We start from the raw sequence: 22,852 nt of genomic DNA, 5'->3' as shown, positions 1-22,852 counted from the left end.
AAGATTGGTATGTTGCCTTATACCTCTAATTTCTTTTTTAAAATGGCTTTTAACCGATTCGCTTCGGATACTCGCTCATGCAAATCTTCTGCCACTTCCCACGTGAATTGTCTATTTAAAATAGCGCTCTTTAATTCTCTTACATTCCTGCATGGCCGATAAAGAATCGTGTATACGGAACCGTATTGCATAAAATGATGAGTATCACTTCCGCCGACAACAGGTTTATCCAGCGATACGCCGAGCAGCTTTACATCTCTAATATTTTCCTCAATCCCACGAGTATGCAAATCCTTCCCATTTAAATCGAAAGCGTCCAGTTGTTTTAACAAAGAAGGGTCTAAATCCTTTAATGGCGTGGATGGACGAAAAGGATGGGCACCAATGACAAGCATTTCATAGTTAGACCGCAGCTTCAAAAGCTCAGCAAGGGGAATAAACGATCCCTCTTCTGTATACTCTACTAACTGCGCTCTTAATGCACGCACATCTTGTAGATCACCAATACATAAAATATGACCAACCTCTAAAATATCAACTTCCATTCCAGGGAAGACTTTTAACCCAAAAATATCATAATAGCCATCTATATATGGAAAATGTGCATCTAACGTATCATAAACCTCATGAAAATTCTTTGTATTAAAATGCTCGGTTAAGGCGAGACCATCAAGACCGGATTGCAATGCCTTTTTAGCCATTTCTTCTATATATGATAGTGAAAAATCGGACTTCTTCGATAATTTACCATGGGTGTGAAAATCAAAATTCAACTAGAAGCACTCCTTTATTAAGGCTCTTTGGAAAAGAGCCTGCAAAATATATTTTATAGCGCAAAAATAGCTATTCTCACGTTAAAATCGGCTTTAAGATTTTAACAACAATCTTACGAAAGTAGCCTTCATAAAACATAATGTAAAGCATGGACGATAATTAAAAATAAAAACGTGATCATGATAAACGCGTAATCGATATACGTTAATTTTAAATAACTCGTTTTTAACTTAATCATCTCTTTGTTCTGGGCACCGTAGCTAAAGCCCTTCGTTTCCAACGCCTCTACCGTGGTTCTTGAGCGCTTTGCTGTGTTTAAAATAAGCGGATAAAAGGAACGAATAAAAACAATCAAGAAATAACTGAGCTTTCGCCAATAGAAAAGGCCATTTTTCGCAGGTGCCTTGCCCCGCAAGCGATACGATAAAATGATTTGCTGAAATTCTTCTAATAAAGTAGGTAAAATTCGATAACCATAGGCAACACTAAATGAAAACTGAGCGGGAAAACCCATTCTTAATAACGCATCGCTAAACTTCTCTGGATTTAAGCTTGTAAAAACAGCGACACTCGCCAGCGAAATAGAACCCAGCTTAATGCTTAGCCAAAACATAGGAAGAACGGTCTCTAGAGTCCCTCCAAAAAATAGGGAAATGATGAAGAGAATCGCCATTTCCCCTAGTAATCCAAGTCCAAGAACTCCTAAAATTAGCGGACTTACTTTGGCTTTATAGGTTAGAAACACCATGAATAGTAAATAGCCTAGTAAAACCACATGACTATGAATAAACCAAGGAACAATCGCAAAATAGCTATACCAGATTAGCAGTACGCGCGGATCAAGCTTAGTAAGCATGTTTTCCTCGATCCCATAGGCTGTCCGCACCAGTTCACCCTTCACATATTCAAGCGAAAGCTTTTCATTCAGAAATTTACTAACTTCCATTCAACACACCTCGCTGTTCCGCTTGTTTCCAGCATTCTACAAAGGAATCAATCGTCACACAATGCGGAAGGTCCAGCTGATTGCACAATCTGATCAATTGAGGCGGTACCAAACCCGCACGATTTAAAATCTCCTTTTGTTTAAAAATATCCTCACTGCCATCATCTGCAATCAATTCACCATCATGCATCACTAGCATTCGATTTGCCCATTCCGCTACAAGCTGCATATCGTGCGTGGCAATAATAATGGTATCGACATGTTTTTTTAAATTCTCGAGCATCAGTACGACGTTACTCTTCGTCGCCATATCTAAATTCGCTGTCGGCTCATCTAAAATAATGATCGAAGGACGCATGGCCGCACCAATCGCTAACGATACACGACGCTGCTGCCCGCCACTCAGTAAACGTGCATCATGATGCTGAAAATCTGTTAAATGAAAATCTGCTAAAATTTGATCAACAAGGACATCTAGATTTTCTACTTTTCTAGCTTTTAAATAATATTCAATTTCCCCTCGAACACTATCATCGATAAACATTTCTTCTGCATTTTGAAAAACAAAAGCCACATGATCGGATAGTGTTTCAGGTGTAAATTTTTTCAGCGGATTTCCGGATAGCTCCATTACACCTTCTGTTGGCTTCACAATCCCACCTAAGATTTTTAACAAAGAGGACTTTCCTGCACCATTATTCCCAACGAGCGCTACTTGATCGCCTTTGTAAAAAGTAGTCGAAACCTGGTGTAGGGCATCTTTTGCTTGCTTCCCAAACGTTCGATAACGAACACTTATATTTTTCAAAGCGAGAACTGGTACCTTTTCATCGTGATGATTTCGTTCTGGAAGCGGGCCAAAATGTGGTGTCACACCGCTAAAGTAGCCAATGGCTTCGTCTAATGTAATGGGGTAAGACGTATTTCGCTTTAAAGAATGAGCGGCTAAGGTAACTTGCGGCGGGAAAATTTGCTGTGCTAGCAATTCCTCCACTGAACAAAGAGCCTCACGTACATCCTTCTTCCAGCACACTCTCCCCTGATCCATTAACACGACCTGCTTACAATACGTAGCAATAAACTCTGTATAATGTTCAATTACAATAATCGTCGTCCCATACTCTTCATTCAAGTTTTTGAGTACGTCATAAATCGTCTTGGCATGCTGTGGATCTAACTGGGCAATCGGCTCATCGATAATCAATACTTTTGGTCTCATGGCAATGGCACCCGCTAAAGCAAGTAAATGCTTCTGCCCGCCGCTTAACTGCCAGACAAATTCCTTCGCCAATCGGGAAAGACCCGTTACCTGCAATGCCCATTTTCCACGTTCTTTAAAATCCGCAAAACCATAATTTAACGGAACAAATGAGGCATCATCTAAGACAGTTGGACGCAGCAGCTGATTTTCAAAATCTTGATAGACATAACCAATCGACTTCGAAAGGGTGGCGACATCATGTTCAGAAGCAGTTAGCCCATCAGCCACTACTTCTCCCTCAAATTCACCAACATAAAATTTAGGGATTAGACCATTAATGGTTTTACAAAGGGTTGATTTTCCAGAACCGTTTCCACCGATAATCGCTAAAAAATCCCCTTCTTCAACCGTTAGGCTAGCCTCATTCAGAACCTTTTTTTCATTTCCAGGATAGTGAAAAGACACATTGCGAATTTCTACGATTGGTTTAGACACTCTCACTTATATCCTCTTTGCCTTTTTTCAATAGGTAAAAAATAATCGCAACAGAGCATACGGCTGCCACACCTATAATAATCCAGATAAAAGAAGTCCCGTATGTTTCAACAAATTCCGGCTCCCATACTCCTACTTCAAAATCTGATTCAGATAACGCTTCTGCAAAAAAGGCAACCACCGACAATACAAGACTAATCACGACAAATTTCGGTGTGACAATATTTTTCAATGGAATCGTCACCTTATTGCTTCTAGGCTTCATGCCTAATAAAGGTTCAATTTTTCCATATAAACGAGGAACTAAGTAAAGCGTTGGCAGTAAAGCAAATAAGGTACCAGAGAAAATTAGATCGGTTAAAAATTCAACACCTTCTACGACAAATATACTTTCTGCTAACCCAGGAACGGCCTCGAATTCTTCCACCCCAACCATTACTTTAACAATATCAACAATCGTACTTAAAACGAGGAATATACCATAGCCAAGTACTGCCCCAATAGCCACTTGTGATTTTTTCTGCGGATTGCGGACCAGCAGTCCTCCGATCACCATACCAAGTGAAAATAAAATAAATTTCTCCACTTCACCAATTCCACCAAACTGCCCTAACATTAACTCGCCAAAAATCAATTCCCCCGTTGAGGCTCCAATGGCAGCGTAAATTGGGTGGAATAGCATACATAACGCTAACGGAATAAAGGCAAACGCATCAATCTGTAATTCGATTGGCCCAACATTTACAGAAGGCACAAGCTCGGTAAACATATTACTTAACCCGTAAAGACACATAGACAAAATAAATACCATCATTTTTTGAGATTGTGTTAATTCATATCGCTTCGTTGACATCATTTTTCCCCCTTAACCCTTATTACCATTTATTGTAGCGGTGGATTGTAAAGAAGGTATTAAGAAATAATGAGAAAATTGTAAAAAAAATTTATTTTTAAAATTTATGAAAAATATTTTTCATTTTGTGGTAAATTACATAGGGAGGGATTTTATGAAGTGGGATGTTACAAAACTAACTCCTAGCCAAAAAAGGATCGCCGACTTCATCGAAAAAAGTGGCGAACATATTTTATATTTTTCTGAAACGGAATTAGCACAGAAACTGCATGTGAGTAATGCGACTATATCTCGCTTTTGGAAACAAATTGGCTACGACAATTTCAAATCATTTAAAGCAGCAATAAAAGAAAATGAACAGGTTTCGCCAGAAAGTAAATTGAAAAATTCCTTACTGCAAATTCAACATCAGCAGCTTGCCATTCACGAGCATTTACTAACCATGACGCAGAATCAGTTTGTGAATACGCTGGAGGCACTAGATCGTGAGCAATTTGAACAAGCGATTACCTTAATGACGAATTGCAGGAAAATTTATATCCATGCACCTAGTTCGGCAGAAGGAATAGCCGTGTTAATGAAACACCGTCTTGCCCGATTTGGGCTGGAAATCGAACTGTTGCCAAAAAGCGGGCATGATTTATTTGAGTCCCTTATGCATTTCCAAAAAGAAGACGTTGTATTTATGTTCGGATTTGTAGAGATGAGTCGAGAGGCCTCCGTGCTGTTGGATTATGCAAAAAAAGTGAAGTATAAGACGATCATAGTGACTGACTTACTTATTTCCGATTTTTATGAGGAAGGAGATTATATTTTCTATACAAATCGAGGAGAATTGTGGGAATTTCACTCGATGATTGCACCAACCCTTTTAGTAGAAACCTTTATTCTTGGCATTGGCCAAAATCTTGAACAGCAATCACTCGAGAATTTACAAAAACTAAGTGAAATACGAAAAATGTATAAAGACCAATTACCAAGGCTACCGTAGTTGGGGGGTTATTCAATCTGCTTGGCAGCTGTATTGCTTTTGCTGACTAGTTCCAGATTATTCGGGTTCAAAGGGAATCAGGGGGGCTCGGCTGATTACCTTTAACAGGGTTTTTCGGGTTCAACGGGAATCAGGAGACTCGTCTGTTTACCTCTAACAGGTTTTTTTGGCTTCAACGGGAATCAGGAGACTCGTCTGATTACCTCTAACGGGGTTTTTCGGCTTCAACGGGAATCAGGAAGCTCGTCTGTTTACCTCTAACAGGTTTTTTCGGGTTCAACGGGAATCAGGAGGCTCGGCTGATTACCTCTAACAGGGTTTTTCGGACTCAGAGGGAATCAGGTAGCCCTTCTGATTACCTCTAACAGGGTTTCTTGGGTTCAGAGGGAATCAGGAGGCTCATCTGTTTACCTCTAACAGGGTTTTTCGTGTTTAGAGGGAATCAGGAGACTCGTAGATTCATTAAAGTTGGACATGGTTCTATAAGCAACAAACTTATAAAAAAGGACTGTCCGATAAGTCCCTAAAAAGGGGAGCTTCCAAAGGTCAGTTGCCTGACTTTTTGGACAGCCCCCCTTCTTTGTCGTATTAATCGCAAAAAGCAAATGTACCAATAATAATTAATAAAATAAACAAAATGATAATAATGATAAAGTTATCGCACCCACGAGTTTGAACACATGGTGCTGGGGCCGCATAGCCGTAATACATGGGAGACTGTGGAAGAGCAGTAGCCCCCATCGTAAATTGTGGAATCATATTATCCATTGTAACAACTTCCTTTCCTATGCACGAGAGCTAGTAGGTCAATACCCAATATACTACTCATGCAAAAGGAAATTGGAGCCCGTCTAGAAATAAAAAATGGGTTCACCAAATATCATTTCCTAGACCAGATAATTCCTACCTATCTAGTATAAATTAAAAGTTATTGTTTTTGCTTTGCAGTTATTGATACCCTTATTTAATTCCTAGTTGACAAATCGGATTAATCTGTATTATTATGTAAATATGGAAAACAAATAAAAACCAACCTAACGGAAGTCAACAGAATCCTTTAATAAATCAACTGAATAGGGGAGATAGTGAATGAGTAAAGTCATTAGGTACGATGAAGAGAAAAGACGTAAGGAATTAATAAACAAACTGATTACGTATGGCGTCTATAAAATCGACAATACCAATCTTTTTCAATTATCCCTTCCTGATTTAGAAAAGGAATACAAAAGATTGCAAACCAATGTCCACCCACATTGTACCACGGGTTTACGCTGGGTCAATAAAAGATAATCTCGAATTTCCTGTCCTACTATTAACTATTAAATATGCCGAAAAGCCTAATTCTGGTAGCGAATTAGGCTTTATTTTTTTTTTCAACAGATAGTTATCCTCTTACTTTCCCACAATCACTTCACGAGAAAATGTCCCTTTTTTGACTACTGCACGGTCTATAATTGCAAATCCTGCTTTGATGAGAACTTTATCAATCGGCTCAACCGTTACCACGACAACTTTATCTGCAAACCGGCGCGCACTTTGGAGCATTTCGAGCTGCTCTTCAGGCGAGATAACGGAGCACAGATTATAGGGTAAATCGATAATGGCGACATCATAGTGTTGGCGGATAGTACGCATATCGGTGAACGTTACTTCTCCCGAATACCCAAAATGCGCGATATTCTCCCTTGTCCCAGCAAGAATAATGGGGTTATGATCGCCCCCGACAATATCAATCCCCATTGACAGTGCCTCCACGAGTACAGTCCCGATGCCGCAGCAAGGATCAATCGCCTTTATCCCAGTTGGGTTCGGAATGGCGATATTCACCACCGCTCTTGCCACACGGGTGCTGAGCGCCGTCGAATACTGATGAGGCTTCTGTTGATGGCGAAACCATACAGACTCACTTTTCAGATATTCCCCAAAAACCCATCGTCCGTTACGATTCATAATTGCAAACAAACGCTGTGGGTTATGAATATCCGCGTTACCGACTAGCTGCAATCCCACTTCCCTCTCCATTTTCCGCCGCATCTCAAAGCTTTCCTCTTCACTGCCATTTTTTACATACATGACTTTGAACGATTCCCCGCTTACCTCGAATGTTGCGACTTTGGCAAGAAGCTCTTGAAAGCTTGCCCCCTCAAAAAGCACCGCAATTCTTTCTTTCATAAACGGACTTCTGCTCGGGTCTATTTTTACCGTGCTTTCTATAATATTCTTTTCAGAATCCATACCGAAAAAGCAGCGCATTTCTAAAGCACTCAAAGCCTGCTCATCCTCATAGCTGGAAAAAGTATAAATATATTTATCCAATTTGCTCTCATCCTTTTTCATAGCATTAAAAGAGGCGTACATGATTTTTAAATGCAAAAAAGCACTAGGTCCGTCCCTAATGCCTTTCCTTTTGAGGCGCAACATGCTATTTGCACGTTAAAATCGCCTTTAAGATTTTAATATCGATCGTTACGAAAAACAGCCTTATCTAAAAAACACCTTATCGACATTGTACTTCGATTTGGATTCATTAATAATGAATGTTTCATAAATTTCTCTATGTACAGGGTCATCAATCACACAAACCTGAATCTTCGTCACTTCATCTCGATGAGGTTTCATCGGCGATACATTATCCTCAAAATGCTTTTTGATTCTTGGGCGCAGCTTTCTTGCTTTCCCTACAAATAAAAGCTCCTTATCCTTGTTATAAAACATGAAGATACCACCCTTATCACGAGGGATAAGATGAAAATCGGTAAACCCATAAATATTGCTTAGCTCTGGATTGTCTTGTTTGGTAATCGTAACGTCTGATTTTGGAACGGTAATGTTTATCATGTAAGTCCACTTCCTTTTTCTACAGTGCTTTAAATGCTAACACAAATCGATATTAATTACTATGTCCAACTGCCGAGAATTCTACAAATTTAGACATAATTATATCCAATTAATCGATTCATAAACAGTGTTAAGAATCCTTTTAAAAAGTGAACCTCGGACTGTTTCATCACTTCGGTCACTCCAGCACCCCTACATTGACCCAAATGCTTTTTTACCCTGCACTTCGGTCACTCCGGCACCCCTACATTAACCCAAATGCCTTTTTATCCTGCACTTCGGTCACTCTAGGTCCTCTGCATTGACCCAAATGCTTTTTTATCCTGTACTTCGGTCACTCCAGCACCCCTGCATTGACCCAAATGCCTTTTTATCCTGCACTTCGGTCACTCCAGCACCCCTGCATTGACCCAAATGCTTTTTTATCCTGTACTTCGGTCACTCCAGCACCCCTGCATTGACCCAAATGCCTTTTTATCCTGCACTTCGGTCACTCCAGCACCCCTGCATTGACCCAAATGCTTTTTTATCCTGTGCTTCGGTCACTCCAGCACCCCTGCATTGACCCAAATGCCTTTTTATCCTGTGCTTCGGTCACTCCAGCACCCCTGCATTGACCCAAATGCTTTTTTATCCTGTGCTTCGGTCACTCCAGCACCCCTGCATTGACCCAAATGCCTTTTTATCCTGTGCTTCGGTCACTCTAGGTCCTCTGCATTGATAATCCATACTTGAAAAAGACAGTGGATTCACACCTACTCCTTAAGTAAGGTCTTTTTCCATAGGCAAACAAAAAATCCCGGCTGATAAACAGTCGGGATTTTTGTTTCTGATTTAATCTTCATGCTTCTTTTTGCATGATTTGATATATAGACAACGTTTTTTGTAATTCTTTGAGGATTAAGGTTTGCTCTGATGCCTTTTGTTTGTATTCGTTTCGCATTTTTTTTAAGTAGGAGGTTTCTGTTTTGGTTAACGAAAGTATAGACATGCGAATCCATTCATTCACCGCTTTTTCCTGGTTATTTAAATGTTGTATGTCACTTTCAACCATTGAAAGGAAAAACTCAAGATGCTGTTCGGGTCTCACTTTTTTTCTCATTGCATTTACCTCCTATATCCTTTTATTCATTTTATAAAGGATTAGGTTAAATGAGTAGGTATTTAACCGTATCTTTACTTCAACTTAACAAACTTAATTTAATATCAACGGTACTTCCTCATTAAATTAGAGGATTGACTCAACAAAAATAGGCATATCAGGGCATGAAGATCGAACCTTTTTGAGAGTGCCCTTTTGAAAATCTTACAACTTTCAGCCCGAAGTTGAATACTGTGTTAAAAAGCCTTTTTAGGAGTGGTTATTCATGGATATCCCTGTTTCTGGCTTCATGTATGCTTCAGATGGTTCAGACCCTATGCATTCCCATCGACTTTATATTACTTCCTGGGATGGAAGAGCTGTTCATACCCATGGATTTAGCGGAATTACCTCGTTTGAAGATGGACACACCCATCAATATGCCGGAATGACCGAACCAGCACAAACTGGTGTCCCGCATACACATAGATACTTTACCTTTACCTCCGTTGATAACAGACATAGACACCAAATACAGGGAACGACAGGACCGGCCATTCCAATGGCAAACGGCGGACATTATCATGAATTTAGTGGCTATACCACGATTGAGGGGGCCAATCCTCATAGACACCTTTATAGAGGAAGTACGACTCTTTGATACCAGGCTCAAAAAGGTAATCACAGAAAGTGTATTAAGCATGATTTCATTATAGAAATCATGCTTTTTTCTTTATTACTAAATTTCCTTTCAAACACCATGTCCTTTTCGCCTACTTTTCTATATATAAAGGGTGAAGGAGGTGATAACGATGGCACAAGCAGTGATTACCACATCTAAGTTACGCCTAGTGTTTCAAGTGGGCATGAATGATGATGGTAAACCAATCGTAAAGGCAAAGACATTCAGCAACATCCAGAAATCTGCGACACCTGACCAGCTGTTACAAGCAGCACAAGCCATTATTGGTTTGTCAGGCGATACTCTCAGCAATATCGAGAGAGTCGACAATTCTGATTTACTAGTTTAATCGGAAAATAAATAAAGTGAGGAGGTGAATAGAATGGCTAAAACATTAGAGTTAGAGTTTGTGACCGAGTTTGGCAAATCTGCTCGGTTATCGGTAGAAAATCCAAAGGAACCGATTGAAGAAGCAGTAGTAAAGCAAGCGATGGAGGAAATGATCGCGTCTGGCGTTTTCACTTCAACAAACGGTAATTTTGCTGCTGTGAAAGGAGCAAGAGTAATCGATCGCAATGTAACCGAATATGAGATTGTTTAATAGCAAGGAGGCCAGTTTCCATTGAAACTGACCTTCTATTTTTTATCACCATTCGAGCCTATAGTTACCGGAAGCTTATTTTCAAAGGGGGGTGGGGCACTATAACCGGCCTATAGTTACCGAAACCTGTTTTTTCAAAGGGGTTGGGGCACTATACTCAAAAAAGCAGCCTGATGACTACTTCATCGGGCTGCTCTTTTTTAATTACTAGCAATCATAGGACTAGATACCAATTTTGTATACACGATATACCGATCAGGTGCATCCCCAATAAAATTAAATGGGTAGCAGGTTGTTAAGGTGAGCGTTTCGTAATCAGTTGGTACCATTACCGTCATATCGTCTGCTGATACAACTTTTAACTCTATGGTTTCATAAACAAAATCACCATAGGGAGTAGTGAAGGTCACTTGTTCACCTAGTTTTAGATGTTCCAGCTTCCTAAACACCGTATCCCGATGTCCACTTAAAATGACATTGCCGCCTTGACCAGGCAAGGCGCTGCCAGCAAAGTGACCTGCACCTTTTTTCAACTCATTGTCATGAGTGCCTTGGACAACAGGGACAGTTAAGTCAATCGAAGTGAACTGTAATTCACCAATGGACGAACCTGGGTCTGGCAGTTTGGGCCAGGCCTGCTCAAACGTATGATTAGGTAATTCTGGTTCATATTTATTGACCACTTCGTGGGCTAAGAGGACTGTCTGTTTTGATAAATCCCACCCAAAATAGGCTACAATACCAACACCGGTTAAGATGAGCAAAATTGGAAAACTAAGCAGTACCCATTTCAACTTTTGATACCATTTCTTTTTCCGCTTTTTCTTTCTTACTTTTTCCATGCTGTATTAAGCTTCAATTTCGGATTTGCGCGCAAAACGCATTGCAGGGACAACCGCAACTCCGCCTAATAAAATTAATAATCCGCCTAAAGCCATATATTCTACAGTGTTGCTAGCTGTGTTTGGCAGTGGAGCATTTGGCATCGGAATGAATTTACCAGCTGATTCTAATTGTTGTTTAGCTTGGACTGCGTTATTTAATGCAACCATTTTCGCCTCAATAGCAGCTGGATTTAAATCAGCTTTAGTAGGATTAACGACTGCTAATACGTTTCCTTTTAAATCCATTAACTGAACTTTAAGGCCCAAAGTTCCAGATTTATACGTTGTGATATCAATAGGATTTCCTTTGTCATCAACGATTGACGCTTGAAGGTGTGCTAGTTTAACACTTTCAAGGAATAAGCGTGATAATTCCGCTTTTTGAGCTGTCGGAAGATCTTCCGGATTAGCTGCACCCTTTAAAATTTGGCTTACTTTATTCGTATTATCAAGAATACCTTTATATTCTGCGTCACTTAAATTAACAGATTGTAAATATGCATATAAATAATCGACATCTGCGATATTTAATGCTTTTAAAGAATCTACTAATTTTTGTGCTGCAGGATTTGTTTCTGCTGCAAAAACAGCATTTCCTGGAACTGCTGCAAAGGCAGATAGTCCTAGGCTTAGTGCTGCAATGACAGCGCCTTTCTTCATGGTTGACTTTACGTTCATCTCTTCACCCTCTAGTTTTCTTTAGAATATCAGATTTACAATAACATATTTTGCTAATTCCCTCAATACAACATAGTGAAAATTGTCACATTTTGTTAGAGTTATAGGACAAAGGGGACGGTTCTCATGGCTCTTTATGGCCAAAACCCGCTGAAAAAAGCCGGAAGAACCGTCCCCTTGGCCAAAATATTATTCTGCAAAACTGTATAATGGCAGTACCATACCCTTGAAACCCCCTACATTGTAATCGTTTTCCCGCATTCACAAAAATATCATTCTAGTCTAAATTATTCAAAAATACTTTACAACCTATCTAGTTAATGCCTATAATCACTTTTATGGTTTCAAATTTTCTGCATATATTTAATATTTGAAACAAAGTAAAAATGAGGAGGAAAAAAAATGAAAGCAAAGAATTGGTTATTACTTTTAGCATTTGGTTTGATGCTCAGTGTACTAGCCGCATGTTCCGGAGAGAAGTCAAAGGAATCTGGGGGTACAAAAACGGGGGAGACGGCAGAGGGAAAAGTACTAAACTTTTTAAACCCTGAAGCCATTCCGTCAATGGACCCATCTTTAGCTACAGATGAGTCTTCCTTTATCTATTTGGCTGCAACAATGGAAGGACTATACCGTTTAGATGAAAAAACACAAGCAGCTCCAGGGATTGCTGAAAGTCATGAAGTAAGCACGGATGGTCTGACTTGGACCTTTACATTACGTGAGGACGCAAAATGGTCAAATGGAGATCCAGTAACAGCACATGACTTTGTCTATGCATGGCAGCGTGCCGTTGATCCGGCAACAGGATCAGAATATGGACCATACATGATGAGTGGCGTAATCAAAAATGCGGAAGCTATAAACAAAGGAGAACTTGCCGTAGATCAGCTGGGAGTAAAAGCTGACGGTGATTTTACACTTGTTGTTGAATTAGAAAACGCAACACCGTACTTTGAAACATTAACAACATTCGGCACATTCTTCCCGCTAAATAAAAAGTTTGTCGAAGAAAAAGGCAATGGTTTTGCTACAAGTTCCGAAAACTTATTAGCAAATGGGCCATACACGATTTCCAATTGGACAAGCACAAGCGATTCATGGGAACTAGTGAAGAATAAAGAGTATTGGGATGCAAAAACAGTAAAAATGGACAAACTGACGTTTAAAGTCGTAAAAGATCCACAAACGGCTCTAAATTTATATGAAGAAGGAACAGTAGATAGAATGGATCTAACATCCGATCTAGTTGACCAATATTCTACAAATGATGATTATGTGGTGTCAGCAGAAACATTTTCTTATTTCCTAAAATTTAATCAAACAAAATCAGAAGCATTAGCAAATACAAATATCCGTGCTGCACTAAGCAGAGCATTTGACAAAGAAGCATTAGTTGGCGAGATTTTAAACAATGGATCCATCGCTTCAAACGGCTTAATTCCGAAAGACTTTACACCAATGCCTGATTCAGGTGAGGATTTCCGTAAAGTAAGTGGCGACCTTGTCAAGTATGACCTTAAAGCAGCGAAAGAATTCTGGGAAAAAGGATTGGCGGAATTAGGCACTGATTCCGTTGAGCTTGAGTTCCTAGCTGATGATGACAAGACAACGAAAAACCTAGTGCAATACGTTGCAAACCAGCTTTCAACGAACCTAGAAGGATTAAAAGTTACCATTAAACAAGTTCCAAAAGAACAGCGTTTAAATTTAGATTCTACTATGGATTATCAAATTCAGCTTTCCCGTTGGGGCCCTGACTTCCTAGATCCATTTACCTTCATGAACCTATGGACCACCGACAGCGGAAACAACTGGACTGGATATTCCAGCGCAACCTATGACAAGTTAGTGCGTGACACAGCATCAACGCTTGCTACCAATGCAAAAGCACGTTACAACAACTTCTTAGAAGCTGAAAAAGTGCTATTTGAAGATGCGGCGATTGCTCCTGTTTACCAGTCTTCTAGAGCACAATTAGTATCTCCAAAAGTTCAAAATGTGTTCGTAAACCCATTTGGTGCAACATACGAATATAAATGGGCAGATATAAACGAGTAAACAAAAGGCCATGGGGACGGTTCGGTTCTCATGGCTCTTTTTAATATCCTCTAAAAAAGCCGAAGAACCTTCCCCATGGCCACACTATTATTCTGCAAAACTGTACAGTGGCAGCACTTCACCCCAAGAACGCCTCGTGTTGTAATAGTTATCCACCAATTACAAAAAATAACATTATAACCAATAATTATATAAGAATACTTTACAACCCACTAGGTTTTTGATTATAATCATTTATAGTTTCGAATTTTCTGCATATACATAATATTCGAAATGGAGTAAAAAACAAGGGGGAAAAAAAGTGAAAGCAAAGAAATGGTTATTATTTTTAGCATTTGGATTAGTACTTAGTGTACTAGCCGCATGTTCTGGCGATAAGACAAAAGAACCTGCTGGCACGAAAACAAATGACACCGCAGAGGAAAAAGTACTTAAGTTTTTAAATCCAGAAGCGATTCCATCCATGGACCCTTCTTTAGCTACAGATGAATCTTCTTTTATCTACCTAGCCGCAACGATGGAAGGTCTGTACCGATTAGATGAAAAAACACAGCCATCGCCTGGGATTGCTACTAGTCATAAAGTAAGTACCGATGGTCTGACTTGGACCTTTACATTACGTGAGGATGCAAAATGGACAAACGGAGACCCTGTAACCGCACATGATTTCGTGTTTGCGTGGCAGCGTGCCGTTGACCCTGCAACCAAATCAGAATATGGCCCATACATGATGAGTGGTGTAATCAAAAATGCGGAAGCCATAAACAAAGGTGAGGCAGCAGCAGATCAGCTGGGAGTAAAAGCGGAAGGCGATTTTACACTCGTGGTTGAATTAGAAAATCCAACACCATACTTTGAAACATTAACAACATTCGGCACATTCTTCCCGCTTAACAAAAAGTTTGTCGAAGAAAAGGGCAATAGCTTTGCAACAAGTTCCGAAAACTTATTAGCAAACGGACCATACGTCATTTCCAATTGGTCAAGCACAAGCGATTCATGGGAACTAGTGAAAAATAAGGATTATTGGGATGCAAAAACTGTAAAAATGGATAAACTGACCTTCAAAGTCGTAAAAGATCCCCAAACAGCATTAAATTTATATGAAGAAGGAACCGTTGATCGAATGGATCTAACATCCGATTTAGTCGACCAATATTCTACAAATGATGATTACACGATTTCAGCAGATACATTTGTCTACTTCCTAAAGTTTAATCAAACAAAATCAGAAGCTTTAGCAAATAAGAATATCCGCGCTGCACTAAGCAGAGCATTCGACAAAGATGCATTAGTAGGCGAAATTTTAAACAATGGATCCATCGCTGCGAATGGATTGATTCCGAAAGACTTTACACCAATTCCTGGATCAGGTGAGGATTTCCGTAAAGTCAGCGGCGACCTTGTTAAGTATGATCTTAAAGCAGCGAAAGAATTCTGGGCAAAAGGGTTAGCAGAAATAGGCACCGATTCTGTTGAACTAGAGTTCTTAGCAGATGATGATCAGACAACGAAAAACTTAGTTCAATACGTTGCGAACCAACTTTCAACGAATTTAGAAGGATTAAAGGTTACGATCAAACAAGTACCTAAAAAGCAGCGTCTTGCTTTAGACTCAGCCATGGACTACCAGCTTCAGCTTTCCCGTTGGGGCCCTGACTTCCTAGATCCATTCACCTTCATGAACCTATGGACCACGGACAGCGGAAACAACTGGACTGGATATTCCAGCGCAACCTATGACAAGTTAGTGCGTGACACAGTATCAACGCTTGCAACCGATGCAAAAGCACGTTACAACAACTTCTTAGAGGCTGAAAAATTGCTGTTTGAAGATGCGGCAATCGCTCCTGTTTACCAATCTTCTAGAGCACAATTAGTATCACCACGAATTCAAGGTGTATTCGTGAACCCATTCGGTGCAACATACGAATATAAATGGGCAGATGTAAACAAGTAAATAGATGAAAAAAAGGCCATGGGGAGTTCTCATGGCTCTTTTTAATATCCGCTAAAAAAGCCGGAAGAACCGTCCATGGCCAAACTTTTTATCCGTCTATTTTTTGTACAAATGATTTATGAAAATCCGCCTGACTTTTTCCCTTTTTTCCTTTCCATTCAACAAAAAGAAGATTCATAGCAATAGCAAGGTAGACAGCTATTGGGAAACTGAGTGACGCATCCAAAAAGATGGAGAATGGGATAACAACAATTCTAAAGGAAACAAACACCCATGTAATCGCATAACTTCTTAGGATCCATGTTTTGTGTGAGGGTATTCTTTTCTGGAATCCCCGCAGGACCCCCATAGCGGTTGTCACAAGCCAAAGAGCATTTAACACCAGGAAAGCAATCATAGTTGACCTGCCACCTGTAGAAAAGAGAGAAATGTATGGAACCAATAAGACATTAATAAAAATGGTAAACCCATAAATTTTCCCCAAATTTCGATGTAGCTTTGGGTATTTCCGACTCATTTTAGTCAATTGAAACGGTCCGATCGCCAGGGCAATCGTACCAAGGATAATATGAGGATAGAAAAATGCTTCCCAAACTGGCAAATTAAAGTTTGCGTTTTTCATTTTTCCCTTCACCATCGGTGCGTTTTCAGTGCCAATGACAAAAAACATCACTAATATATAGACACTGAATAGTAAAACCATCGCATAGAGTCCAATTACAGCCAGATTTACCTTTTTATCTTTTTTCAAAATCCTACTCCCCCTATTAATTTAACTTTTTATGATTTTTTCAAAACATAAGTATGGAACTTTCCGTAATGGAAACCGAATAGATCCTCTTACTTGATAACCAGCTCTTTCATACATCCCAACCGCCGTAGGATTTTGGGAATACACATCCATACGAATACTGGTATGTCCTTTTTCCATGACATATTCCTCAGCAAAGTTTAGCAGTTTTTTTCCTATCCCCTTACCTTGATGGAGAGGATGAACTGCTAATCGATGAATAATTAATGGCCTGCCTGTAAGATCCCCCCATTGAAGCTTCTGATACTGTTTGCTTTCCTTCGTATCGAGAACCATGGCACCAATAAGGCGATTTTCCTCTTTGATTCCAAAAAGAGTTCCATTTTTTAAATCATTTTTCATAACAAAACGGTTGGGGTAAAAATAGTCCCATTGATCAATACCCCTTTTTCTTAAATCTGAAGTGACTTCAGCGTAAAATTGATTCACTTCGGGTAATTCTTTTATTCCAATTGTTACGAATTCCATGCCCATCACCTCTTGTTTTGAAAAATAAAACCGCCAGTCGGTTTGGTAAAGGGGTGGGAGAACCCTTATACGGATTTTGCCCACCAGTTATTTTATAATCTATGACAATGTTCGGATAAGCAATCTAAAAATATCACTTGTTGCTACTTGTTCCTCTTCAGATGAGGAAAGGATTTGCGTTACTCTAAGGCCATATGAAAAAGTCATAAATAAACTGGCCATTTTCTCTGCATCGATATGGGGGGGAATTACACCATTTTGTTGCCCCATCTCAATCCATTGAACACCAGTTGCCTTACTATAGTGGTAAACACTTTTTAAAATACTTTTAACCTTTTCATCATCCTGGCTTAACAGATAAATGAATATTAAATTTCCTACATCATTTGGGTTCTGTCTAGTATGGAAAAATTGAGTGGCCATCCCAAAACGTCCAGCAGCAGGGTCTTTTTTCGAAGGCTGGCTGATGATCTGATTAAATTTTTCATTAACTTGTTCTATTTTGATTTTTAGAATAAGGCCAAACAATTCATCTTTGCTAGCAACGTAATGATAAATAGCTCCTTTCGAAAGTCCTGTTCTATCAATAATGTCTTTGAGTGTCGTTTTTCTGCAGCCTTTTTCCAGAATAAGTGCCTCAGTTTCTAATAGGATATTCTGATAGGTTAAGTTATCATGAGAAGTGGAGTTAGACATTTTTTGTACCATCCTTAGTAAATTTCTAGAAGTATTATTTTACATTCATGATTAAATCTAAGCGAGTTTTTGCGTATCGGCGATAGATGACTGTCCATAGAATCGTAACACCGAGCACACTGTAGAAAATAATTTGTGAAATGGCTAAAAAGGCAGAAATCGAGAGTTCGTACACAAGAATCGTTTTAATGACTGCCTCGGCTAACAGGGAAATTCCCCACACAACAGTCATTAATCGAATGACAAAGCGAAAATAGGGAAACTCCCAGTTAGTCGCAAACTTTCCCTTCTGTTCTGACTCATTAGTTGAACTGAATCGAATGGCAAAATGATAAATGAGCGGTTTTGAAGAAAATAGAGACCCAATAAAGATGAGTCCTAATATTCCCGTTACTAGGGATTCTCTCATTAAAATCAATTTCTCACTGCCGCCTAACAAAAACGCAAATAAGCTAAGAACGAAACCCGTCAGAATAAACAGGCCAAAAGCGTCGGCTTTCCTATGTTTGATAATTTGATAAAGATTATCCAGCAACGGAACCAATGTTGCAATGAGCAATGAAACAAAACTTGAAAAGTGATCCAAAAGTAAATTATAAATGAGAACAGGTACGAGTCCATTTATAAAGATACTAACGATAACGGTTTGAATGACTTTTCTTTTAGAGGTTATGCTCAAGGTACTCACTCCTTTTATTCTTGGATTTATATTCCAATTATACAAACCGACCGTCGGTTTGTCAAACGTATTTTCAATCTGCATAGCCACGGTTGTCCACGGGGACGTTCTCGTGGTTCCATTAAAAGCCACCAGAACCGTCCACTTTCCCTTATGCGAATAACCAGAAATAACAACAAAAGAGGGGGAAATGCCATTTGGTTTTGGCAGTTCCCCCCTCTCTTTTCTATATGCTCTTTACACTTGTAGCTGCTGTTACCACTTTTCTTTTTTTGATCAACTGTCGGATGTTTGAGACAGTAAATATGGCTAAAGCAAGCCAAATGCATGAAAAGGTGATGACATGGTCCATTGTAAACGACTCCCCGTAGATAAGGACGCCGAGAACTAAGCTAATGGAAGGTGCAATGTATTGTAAAAAGCCGATGATGTAAAGTGGAATCTTTTGTGCTCCGATACCAAACCATAATAGCGGTACGGCTGTAACAACACCTGAACCTAGTAAAAATAAATCAATTTTAAGAGACCCTCCCAAGAAGCTTCCCTGACCGTTTACGCCTAAATAGGTTATAAACAATAAAGCGAAGGGTAAACTAAATAACGTTTCCAGCAGCAGTCCTAGAATGGAATCTACTTTTATTAGTTTTTTAGACAAGCCATAAAAACCGAAGGATAAGGCTAATACCAGCGCAATCCATGGAAGCTTCCCAAGCGAGATTGTCATATAAATAACACCAATACCCGCCAGCACAAAGGAGACGGCCTGCCATCTATTCATCCTTTCACGTAATACAAAAACCCCTAATAAGACTGTAACAAGAGGATTAATATAATAGCCTAAACTTGCCTCCACAATGTGGTTCGTGTTCACAGCAAATATATAAGTGAGCCAATTGATACTAATCAAAAGTGAAGATAAGATAAGGCCAAACCACGTTTTTTTCTGACTCATCTGAACTTGAAAGAAGTTCTTTAATTGTTTTCGCTTCATAAGAACCACGATAACTAAAACGAATAAAAACGACCAAATAATCCGATGGGCTAAAATTTCAAGCGCTGGAACTTGATTTAAGAATTTCCAGTAGATTGGTAGTATCCCCCAAACTATATAAGCCCATGCTATAAAGGAAATACCGATTGTATTATCACGATCCATATTTTCACCAGTTTCTATTTTTATCTGAGCTACTAAAGCTCAGCCCACAAAAGGATATATAATTATATCACAAATTCCTTTTTTGAAAAGGAAGATAAAGGTTGATTCATAAAATAGAAAAACTCACAATTGGATATTTATGTTAAAATGAATACATAAATAAGTCCAAGGGGTGTTAATGAAAATGAGAAAGATAATAGTTGGTTTAGTAGTTTTTCTTGTGATAGTCCTTACTGGATGCGGCAAAACGACTGAGGATTCTACCAAAACTCCCACAGAAAGTTCGGAACAAAAATAGAAACGACAGAAACGACATCACAATCTGAAAGTTCAGCATCCCCAGAAGTATCAACGGCGAGTGTGGATGTCGGTGGTGTTTGGAAGGCAACGGGAAAAGAGGATAAGGTAAGTAGCAATTGGTACTTCAATAGCGGGCAATTAGTAGTAAATTACCTAAATAATTTTTCTTATGTAGTCGCTAAAAATAAAGATCCTAAAGGGTATACTGTTGTGACGATAAAAAATAATGTAGGCAAGGAACATGCCTTGTTGTTGAAAGAAAATGGCAGTAATCTTGAAGGTATAACTGTTGAAGATGAAGCTTACGACCAATACTTAGCTGATCGTACTGTGCCAGATGGACAGGTTATCGAATATACTTTTCAAAAGAATGCATGGGGAAGTATGGATGAAGCAATTGATTTTTGGGAGAACACCTATAAGAATACTGATAATGAGGTTTCTAAAAAAATATTATGGGAAAATTACCGAAGAGATTTGTGGAGTTTAGTTGAGGATGGGACTTCAAATAATACGATAACGTTACACTTTAAAAATAGTGGTGGGGCTGGTGGAAGCTATTATCAATTTGTTAAAAATGGTGACAACACGGAAATCACCAGCTTCGATGGAAATGCCTCGTATCCAAATAGTCCTACCATGAGATATACAGTTCAGAATGCAGATTATAAAGTGATAAAGACAGAAGAATTGTGGAAGCAATAATAATAAAATTAAAAAAAAAAGGATACCAAACACTTCGTAAATGGTATCCTTTCCTTATTCCAATACAACATATCCTGTATCTAAATTTTAAGCATCAATTGTTTTTGGATCCCCTTTTCAGTGCCATTTCTCTTCTTAATGGGAACACCATAAATAACGCAAATGGCTAAAATTGCATCGACAATGGCAGCCACGATTATGTTGGAACTATTTCTCGAATAGATTGATTTCAAAATCATCAGAAAGTGTTTCTATGATCTTATTTACATCTTCTTCGTTCGCGGTCCCTTTTTCGGCTTTTTCTTTAATGCTTTCGAGAAGTGTGGTTTTTTTGTTAAGTTCTTTTATCACCACTTTTTTTGCAATATTTGCTATAAATGGTGCTTCTTCTTCTTTAAATTTATCAATTACTCTAATTGCTGCATCTGTTTGTTCAACAATCAATGCTTGATCTTTAGAGGATAAATTTGTTTTGTCCTTTAGCGATTCCATTTCGTCTCTCACATCGTTAAGTGTACTCGATAATTCTTCTGCAGTGGAGGCAAACTCCTCTGATTTCGAAGAAGCATTATCAATACTAACAGAGCATCCTGTTAGTAAAAAAACCAGTAGCATTCCAATTAATCCATATTTTTCCATGCCCTTATCCCTACCTTCTTCCCCTTTTACGTGACATTTATAGAAATTTCAGATCTTAAACTGCATTTTTCACTATTATAGGCTGTGGAAGAACCACTGTCTTTTGTCAAATAAAATAGATGTTATTCCATTCATAAGCTTGGAATAGATCCATTCGGAACCTATATTACTGAAAATGATGATGGATAAATCTTGATCCTGATAATGATTTACTCCAACTCTTAATCCTGGTAATGAGCCTCCATGAGCATGCATTTTCTCGTAAAATGACATTGGCCCATTTGCTACGTACCAGCCATATCCATAACCAATTCCCAATAGATTAACCTTCGTTGTAAAGGAATGCATTTTTTCTCTTTGCTCTGGGGTTATGAGTTTATTCGAATCAATGGCTGATAAGTATTTGACCATATCCTCTTTTGTCGATAAAACATTTCCTGAAGCAAATAACAAGGATGGATGAATTTGTTCTGCCAACTTCCCATTCTCATACCCCTTTACCTTCACTTTTGTCATCGTTTCATCATTCAGTATGAAAGTATGATCCAATCCTGCTTTGTCAAAAATATTCTTCTCTAAATAGGTAGCGTAATCAACGCCGGACACCTGTTCAATGATTTTCCCCAGCAAATAATAACCAGTATTAATGTAAGCAAATTTCTCTCCAGGTTCGGATACTACAGGTTCATTCTTGAAGCTGTTTAAAATTTCCTCATCCGTATGGGGTTTCGTATAATTTTTTATTATCTGTTTTGCATCTAGAAAATCAATATATCCAGAAGTGTGATTTAGCAATTGATGAAGTGTTATCTTTTTACTATTTGGGAGATCCGGAAAATACTTCGATAATGAATCGTTAACGGAAAGCTTACCTTGTTCCTCCAATTGCAAAATAGCTATGGCAGTCATTGATTTTGTCAACGAACCTACCGGAAACAAGTCGTCATTGGAAAAAGAAAGGTTATCGTCTTTATCCGCTTTTCCATAGGATTGATCTAAAATGACCTTCCCTTCTTGAAGTACAAGTATGGAGCCGCTGAATTTTTCTTCTTTCACGTAGTTAGCTACATAATTTTCTACCTTCTCCTTTTTGTTTCCCTTTAAGTCAGAGTGAGTAGTACTCGTAGCAAAAGCAGCAGAACCTCCCAATACCATTAAGCTGACAAAAGCAATGCCTGCAATTTTAAATATTTTTTTCACGTTTTTTCCTCCTATATTCTGAATACCCTAACTATAAATTTTTGAAGTCATATCAAAAAGTGAAGGTTGGCTATATCTTTTTGGAAAAAAGTCATATTGGTTCATCATCATCAAAATGATAAAAAAAACCTTGAAACAGCGATGGCTATCACT

25 protein-coding genes are annotated in these 22,852 nt (G+C 38.8%); 8 read left to right on the top strand and 17 right to left on the bottom strand.

The window, feature by feature from the left end:
* Positions 1–17: 17 nt before the first annotated feature.
* The 4 genes from BLR86_RS12595 to BLR86_RS12580 form a co-directional block, all read right to left on the bottom strand.
* On the bottom strand, positions 18–773 hold the full coding sequence (locus BLR86_RS12595; RefSeq protein WP_090761906.1) for a PHP domain-containing protein: 756 nt from the start codon (positions 771–773) through the stop codon (positions 18–20).
* Positions 774–901: 128 nt separating this feature from the next.
* A complete protein-coding gene (locus BLR86_RS12590) occupies positions 902–1,720 on the bottom strand; it encodes an energy-coupling factor transporter transmembrane component T family protein (protein WP_090761904.1) in 819 nt (272 codons plus the stop codon).
* A complete protein-coding gene (locus BLR86_RS12585; protein ID WP_254782318.1) occupies positions 1,710–3,422 on the bottom strand; it encodes an ABC transporter ATP-binding protein in 1,713 nt (570 codons plus the stop codon). Before BLR86_RS12585 ends, BLR86_RS12590 begins: the two co-directional genes overlap by 11 nt.
* A complete protein-coding gene (locus BLR86_RS12580) occupies positions 3,409–4,272 on the bottom strand; it encodes a DUF8171 family membrane protein (RefSeq protein WP_254782317.1) in 864 nt (287 codons plus the stop codon). Before BLR86_RS12580 ends, BLR86_RS12585 begins: the two co-directional genes overlap by 14 nt.
* 151 nt (positions 4,273–4,423) lie before the next feature.
* Here BLR86_RS12580 and BLR86_RS12575 point away from each other — a divergent pair, with 151 nt between their 5' ends.
* Positions 4,424–5,260 carry a MurR/RpiR family transcriptional regulator gene (locus tag BLR86_RS12575; RefSeq protein WP_175492879.1) on the top strand — a complete coding sequence of 279 codons (837 nt, stop codon included), beginning with the start codon at positions 4,424–4,426 and terminating at the stop codon, positions 5,258–5,260.
* A gap of 588 nt (positions 5,261–5,848) precedes the next feature.
* Here the strand turns inward: BLR86_RS12575 and BLR86_RS12570 are convergent.
* Positions 5,849–6,028, bottom strand: coding sequence for a hypothetical protein (locus BLR86_RS12570; RefSeq protein ID WP_090761900.1), 180 nt, complete (start codon positions 6,026–6,028; stop codon positions 5,849–5,851).
* A 321-nt stretch (positions 6,029–6,349) separates the two neighbouring features.
* On the opposite strand from BLR86_RS12570, the gene BLR86_RS12565 reads away from it, so the two are divergent.
* The gene (locus tag BLR86_RS12565) at positions 6,350–6,550 is read left to right on the top strand and encodes a Fur-regulated basic protein FbpA (protein ID WP_090761898.1); all 201 of its coding nucleotides are present in this window, start codon (positions 6,350–6,352) and stop codon (positions 6,548–6,550) included.
* Positions 6,551–6,652: 102 nt separating this feature from the next.
* Here the strand turns inward: BLR86_RS12565 and BLR86_RS12560 are convergent, their stop codons facing one another.
* The 3 genes from BLR86_RS12560 to BLR86_RS12550 form a co-directional block, all read right to left on the bottom strand.
* Positions 6,653–7,618, bottom strand: a complete 966-nt coding sequence (locus tag BLR86_RS12560; protein ID WP_254782316.1) for a TRM11 family SAM-dependent methyltransferase — start codon at positions 7,616–7,618, stop codon at positions 6,653–6,655.
* Positions 7,619–7,741: 123 nt separating this feature from the next.
* Positions 7,742–8,098, bottom strand: a complete 357-nt coding sequence (locus BLR86_RS12555) for a nucleotide excision repair endonuclease (protein WP_090761896.1) — start codon at positions 8,096–8,098, stop codon at positions 7,742–7,744.
* A gap of 841 nt (positions 8,099–8,939) precedes the next feature.
* Positions 8,940–9,200, bottom strand: coding sequence for a hypothetical protein (locus tag BLR86_RS12550; RefSeq protein ID WP_090761894.1), 261 nt, complete (start codon positions 9,198–9,200; stop codon positions 8,940–8,942).
* A 265-nt stretch (positions 9,201–9,465) separates the two neighbouring features.
* Here BLR86_RS12550 and BLR86_RS12545 point away from each other — a divergent pair, with 265 nt between their 5' ends.
* From BLR86_RS12545 to BLR86_RS12535, 3 genes are all read left to right on the top strand, one after another.
* Complete coding sequence (locus BLR86_RS12545; RefSeq protein ID WP_090761892.1) at positions 9,466–9,840, top strand: YmaF family protein; 375 nt, start codon at positions 9,466–9,468, stop codon at positions 9,838–9,840.
* A 151-nt stretch (positions 9,841–9,991) separates the two neighbouring features.
* Complete coding sequence (locus BLR86_RS12540) at positions 9,992–10,210, top strand: DUF1659 domain-containing protein (protein ID WP_090761889.1); 219 nt, start codon at positions 9,992–9,994, stop codon at positions 10,208–10,210.
* A 33-nt stretch (positions 10,211–10,243) separates the two neighbouring features.
* Positions 10,244–10,462 (top strand): DUF2922 domain-containing protein, encoded by a 219-nt coding sequence (locus BLR86_RS12535; protein ID WP_090761887.1) that lies wholly within the window; start codon positions 10,244–10,246, stop codon positions 10,460–10,462.
* 200 nt (positions 10,463–10,662) lie between these two features.
* Here BLR86_RS12535 and BLR86_RS12530 read toward each other — a convergent pair whose 3' ends face one another.
* Together BLR86_RS12530 and BLR86_RS12525 are read right to left on the bottom strand one after the other, a co-directional pair.
* On the bottom strand, positions 10,663–11,304 hold the full coding sequence (locus tag BLR86_RS12530) for a class D sortase (protein ID WP_090761885.1): 642 nt from the start codon (positions 11,302–11,304) through the stop codon (positions 10,663–10,665).
* A gap of 6 nt (positions 11,305–11,310) precedes the next feature.
* Positions 11,311–12,024, bottom strand: a complete 714-nt coding sequence (locus BLR86_RS12525) for a hypothetical protein (RefSeq protein ID WP_090761883.1) — start codon at positions 12,022–12,024, stop codon at positions 11,311–11,313.
* Between the two features lie 402 nt (positions 12,025–12,426).
* On the opposite strand from BLR86_RS12525, the gene BLR86_RS12520 reads away from it, so the two are divergent.
* Both BLR86_RS12520 and BLR86_RS12515 read left to right on the top strand, forming a co-directional pair.
* Positions 12,427–14,085, top strand: coding sequence for a peptide ABC transporter substrate-binding protein (locus BLR86_RS12520; protein WP_090761881.1), 1,659 nt, complete (start codon positions 12,427–12,429; stop codon positions 14,083–14,085).
* A gap of 301 nt (positions 14,086–14,386) precedes the next feature.
* The gene (locus BLR86_RS12515; protein ID WP_090761879.1) at positions 14,387–16,045 is read left to right on the top strand and encodes a peptide ABC transporter substrate-binding protein; all 1,659 of its coding nucleotides are present in this window, start codon (positions 14,387–14,389) and stop codon (positions 16,043–16,045) included.
* 88 nt (positions 16,046–16,133) lie between these two features.
* Here the strand turns inward: BLR86_RS12515 and BLR86_RS12510 are convergent, their stop codons facing one another.
* From BLR86_RS12510 to rarD, 5 genes are all read right to left on the bottom strand, one after another.
* A complete protein-coding gene (locus BLR86_RS12510) occupies positions 16,134–16,796 on the bottom strand; it encodes a DUF2306 domain-containing protein (RefSeq protein ID WP_090761877.1) in 663 nt (220 codons plus the stop codon).
* A gap of 21 nt (positions 16,797–16,817) precedes the next feature.
* Positions 16,818–17,324, bottom strand: coding sequence for a GNAT family N-acetyltransferase (locus tag BLR86_RS12505; RefSeq protein WP_090761875.1), 507 nt, complete (start codon positions 17,322–17,324; stop codon positions 16,818–16,820).
* 99 nt (positions 17,325–17,423) lie between these two features.
* Entirely contained in the window at positions 17,424–18,032 is a 609-nt protein-coding gene (locus BLR86_RS12500; RefSeq protein ID WP_090761873.1) for a TetR/AcrR family transcriptional regulator, read from the bottom strand.
* Between the two features lie 22 nt (positions 18,033–18,054).
* The gene (locus BLR86_RS12495; RefSeq protein WP_254782315.1) at positions 18,055–18,699 is read right to left on the bottom strand and encodes a VC0807 family protein; all 645 of its coding nucleotides are present in this window, start codon (positions 18,697–18,699) and stop codon (positions 18,055–18,057) included.
* 226 nt (positions 18,700–18,925) lie between these two features.
* Positions 18,926–19,855, bottom strand: coding sequence for an EamA family transporter RarD (gene rarD / locus BLR86_RS12490; RefSeq protein WP_090761871.1), 930 nt, complete (start codon positions 19,853–19,855; stop codon positions 18,926–18,928).
* Positions 19,856–20,215: 360 nt separating this feature from the next.
* Here rarD and BLR86_RS12485 point away from each other — a divergent pair, with 360 nt between their 5' ends.
* Positions 20,216–20,860 carry a hypothetical protein gene (locus BLR86_RS12485; protein WP_090761869.1) on the top strand — a complete coding sequence of 215 codons (645 nt, stop codon included), beginning with the start codon at positions 20,216–20,218 and terminating at the stop codon, positions 20,858–20,860.
* A gap of 207 nt (positions 20,861–21,067) precedes the next feature.
* Here the strand turns inward: BLR86_RS12485 and BLR86_RS12480 are convergent, their stop codons facing one another.
* On the bottom strand, positions 21,068–21,499 hold the full coding sequence (locus BLR86_RS12480) for a hypothetical protein (protein WP_090761867.1): 432 nt from the start codon (positions 21,497–21,499) through the stop codon (positions 21,068–21,070).
* 75 nt (positions 21,500–21,574) lie between these two features.
* The gene (locus BLR86_RS12475; RefSeq protein ID WP_090761865.1) at positions 21,575–22,699 is read right to left on the bottom strand and encodes a serine hydrolase domain-containing protein; all 1,125 of its coding nucleotides are present in this window, start codon (positions 22,697–22,699) and stop codon (positions 21,575–21,577) included.
* Positions 22,700–22,852 lie beyond the last annotated feature (153 nt).

The sequence above is a fragment of the Bacillus sp. OK048 genome, from assembly GCF_900103525.1.
In the GTDB taxonomy this organism is placed as follows: Bacteria; Bacillota; Bacilli; order Bacillales; family Cytobacillaceae; genus Neobacillus.
The sequence above is the reverse complement of the archived record's forward strand: the minus strand, read 5'-3'. Positions and strand labels throughout refer to the sequence as shown.

Excerpts from the sequence above, each read along its gene's own strand:
- BLR86_RS12575 (WP_175492879.1), top strand. The coding sequence starts at position 4,424 with ATGAAGTGGGATGTTACAAAACTAACTCCTAGCCAAAAAAGGATCGCC.
- BLR86_RS12580 (WP_254782317.1), bottom strand. The coding sequence starts at position 4,272 with ATGATGTCAACGAAGCGATATGAATTAACACAATCTCAAAAAATGATG.
- BLR86_RS12530 (WP_090761885.1), bottom strand. The coding sequence starts at position 11,304 with ATGGAAAAAGTAAGAAAGAAAAAGCGGAAAAAGAAATGGTATCAAAAG.
- BLR86_RS12555 (WP_090761896.1), bottom strand. The coding sequence starts at position 8,098 with ATGATAAACATTACCGTTCCAAAATCAGACGTTACGATTACCAAACAA.
- BLR86_RS12570 (WP_090761900.1), bottom strand. The coding sequence starts at position 6,028 with ATGGATAATATGATTCCACAATTTACGATGGGGGCTACTGCTCTTCCA.
- BLR86_RS12520 (WP_090761881.1), top strand. The coding sequence starts at position 12,427 with ATGAAAGCAAAGAATTGGTTATTACTTTTAGCATTTGGTTTGATGCTC.
- BLR86_RS12545 (WP_090761892.1), top strand. The coding sequence starts at position 9,466 with ATGGATATCCCTGTTTCTGGCTTCATGTATGCTTCAGATGGTTCAGAC.
- BLR86_RS12480 (WP_090761867.1), bottom strand. The coding sequence starts at position 21,499 with ATGGAAAAATATGGATTAATTGGAATGCTACTGGTTTTTTTACTAACA.
- BLR86_RS12560 (WP_254782316.1), bottom strand. The coding sequence starts at position 7,618 with ATGTACGCCTCTTTTAATGCTATGAAAAAGGATGAGAGCAAATTGGAT.
- BLR86_RS12535 (WP_090761887.1), top strand. The coding sequence starts at position 10,244 with ATGGCTAAAACATTAGAGTTAGAGTTTGTGACCGAGTTTGGCAAATCT.
- BLR86_RS12505 (WP_090761875.1), bottom strand. The coding sequence starts at position 17,324 with ATGGAATTCGTAACAATTGGAATAAAAGAATTACCCGAAGTGAATCAA.
- BLR86_RS12525 (WP_090761883.1), bottom strand. The coding sequence starts at position 12,024 with ATGAACGTAAAGTCAACCATGAAGAAAGGCGCTGTCATTGCAGCACTA.
- BLR86_RS12590 (WP_090761904.1), bottom strand. The coding sequence starts at position 1,720 with ATGGAAGTTAGTAAATTTCTGAATGAAAAGCTTTCGCTTGAATATGTG.
- BLR86_RS12565 (WP_090761898.1), top strand. The coding sequence starts at position 6,350 with ATGAGTAAAGTCATTAGGTACGATGAAGAGAAAAGACGTAAGGAATTA.
- BLR86_RS12500 (WP_090761873.1), bottom strand. The coding sequence starts at position 18,032 with ATGGTACAAAAAATGTCTAACTCCACTTCTCATGATAACTTAACCTAT.
- BLR86_RS12540 (WP_090761889.1), top strand. The coding sequence starts at position 9,992 with ATGGCACAAGCAGTGATTACCACATCTAAGTTACGCCTAGTGTTTCAA.
- rarD (WP_090761871.1), bottom strand. The coding sequence starts at position 19,855 with ATGGATCGTGATAATACAATCGGTATTTCCTTTATAGCATGGGCTTAT.
- BLR86_RS12550 (WP_090761894.1), bottom strand. The coding sequence starts at position 9,200 with ATGAGAAAAAAAGTGAGACCCGAACAGCATCTTGAGTTTTTCCTTTCA.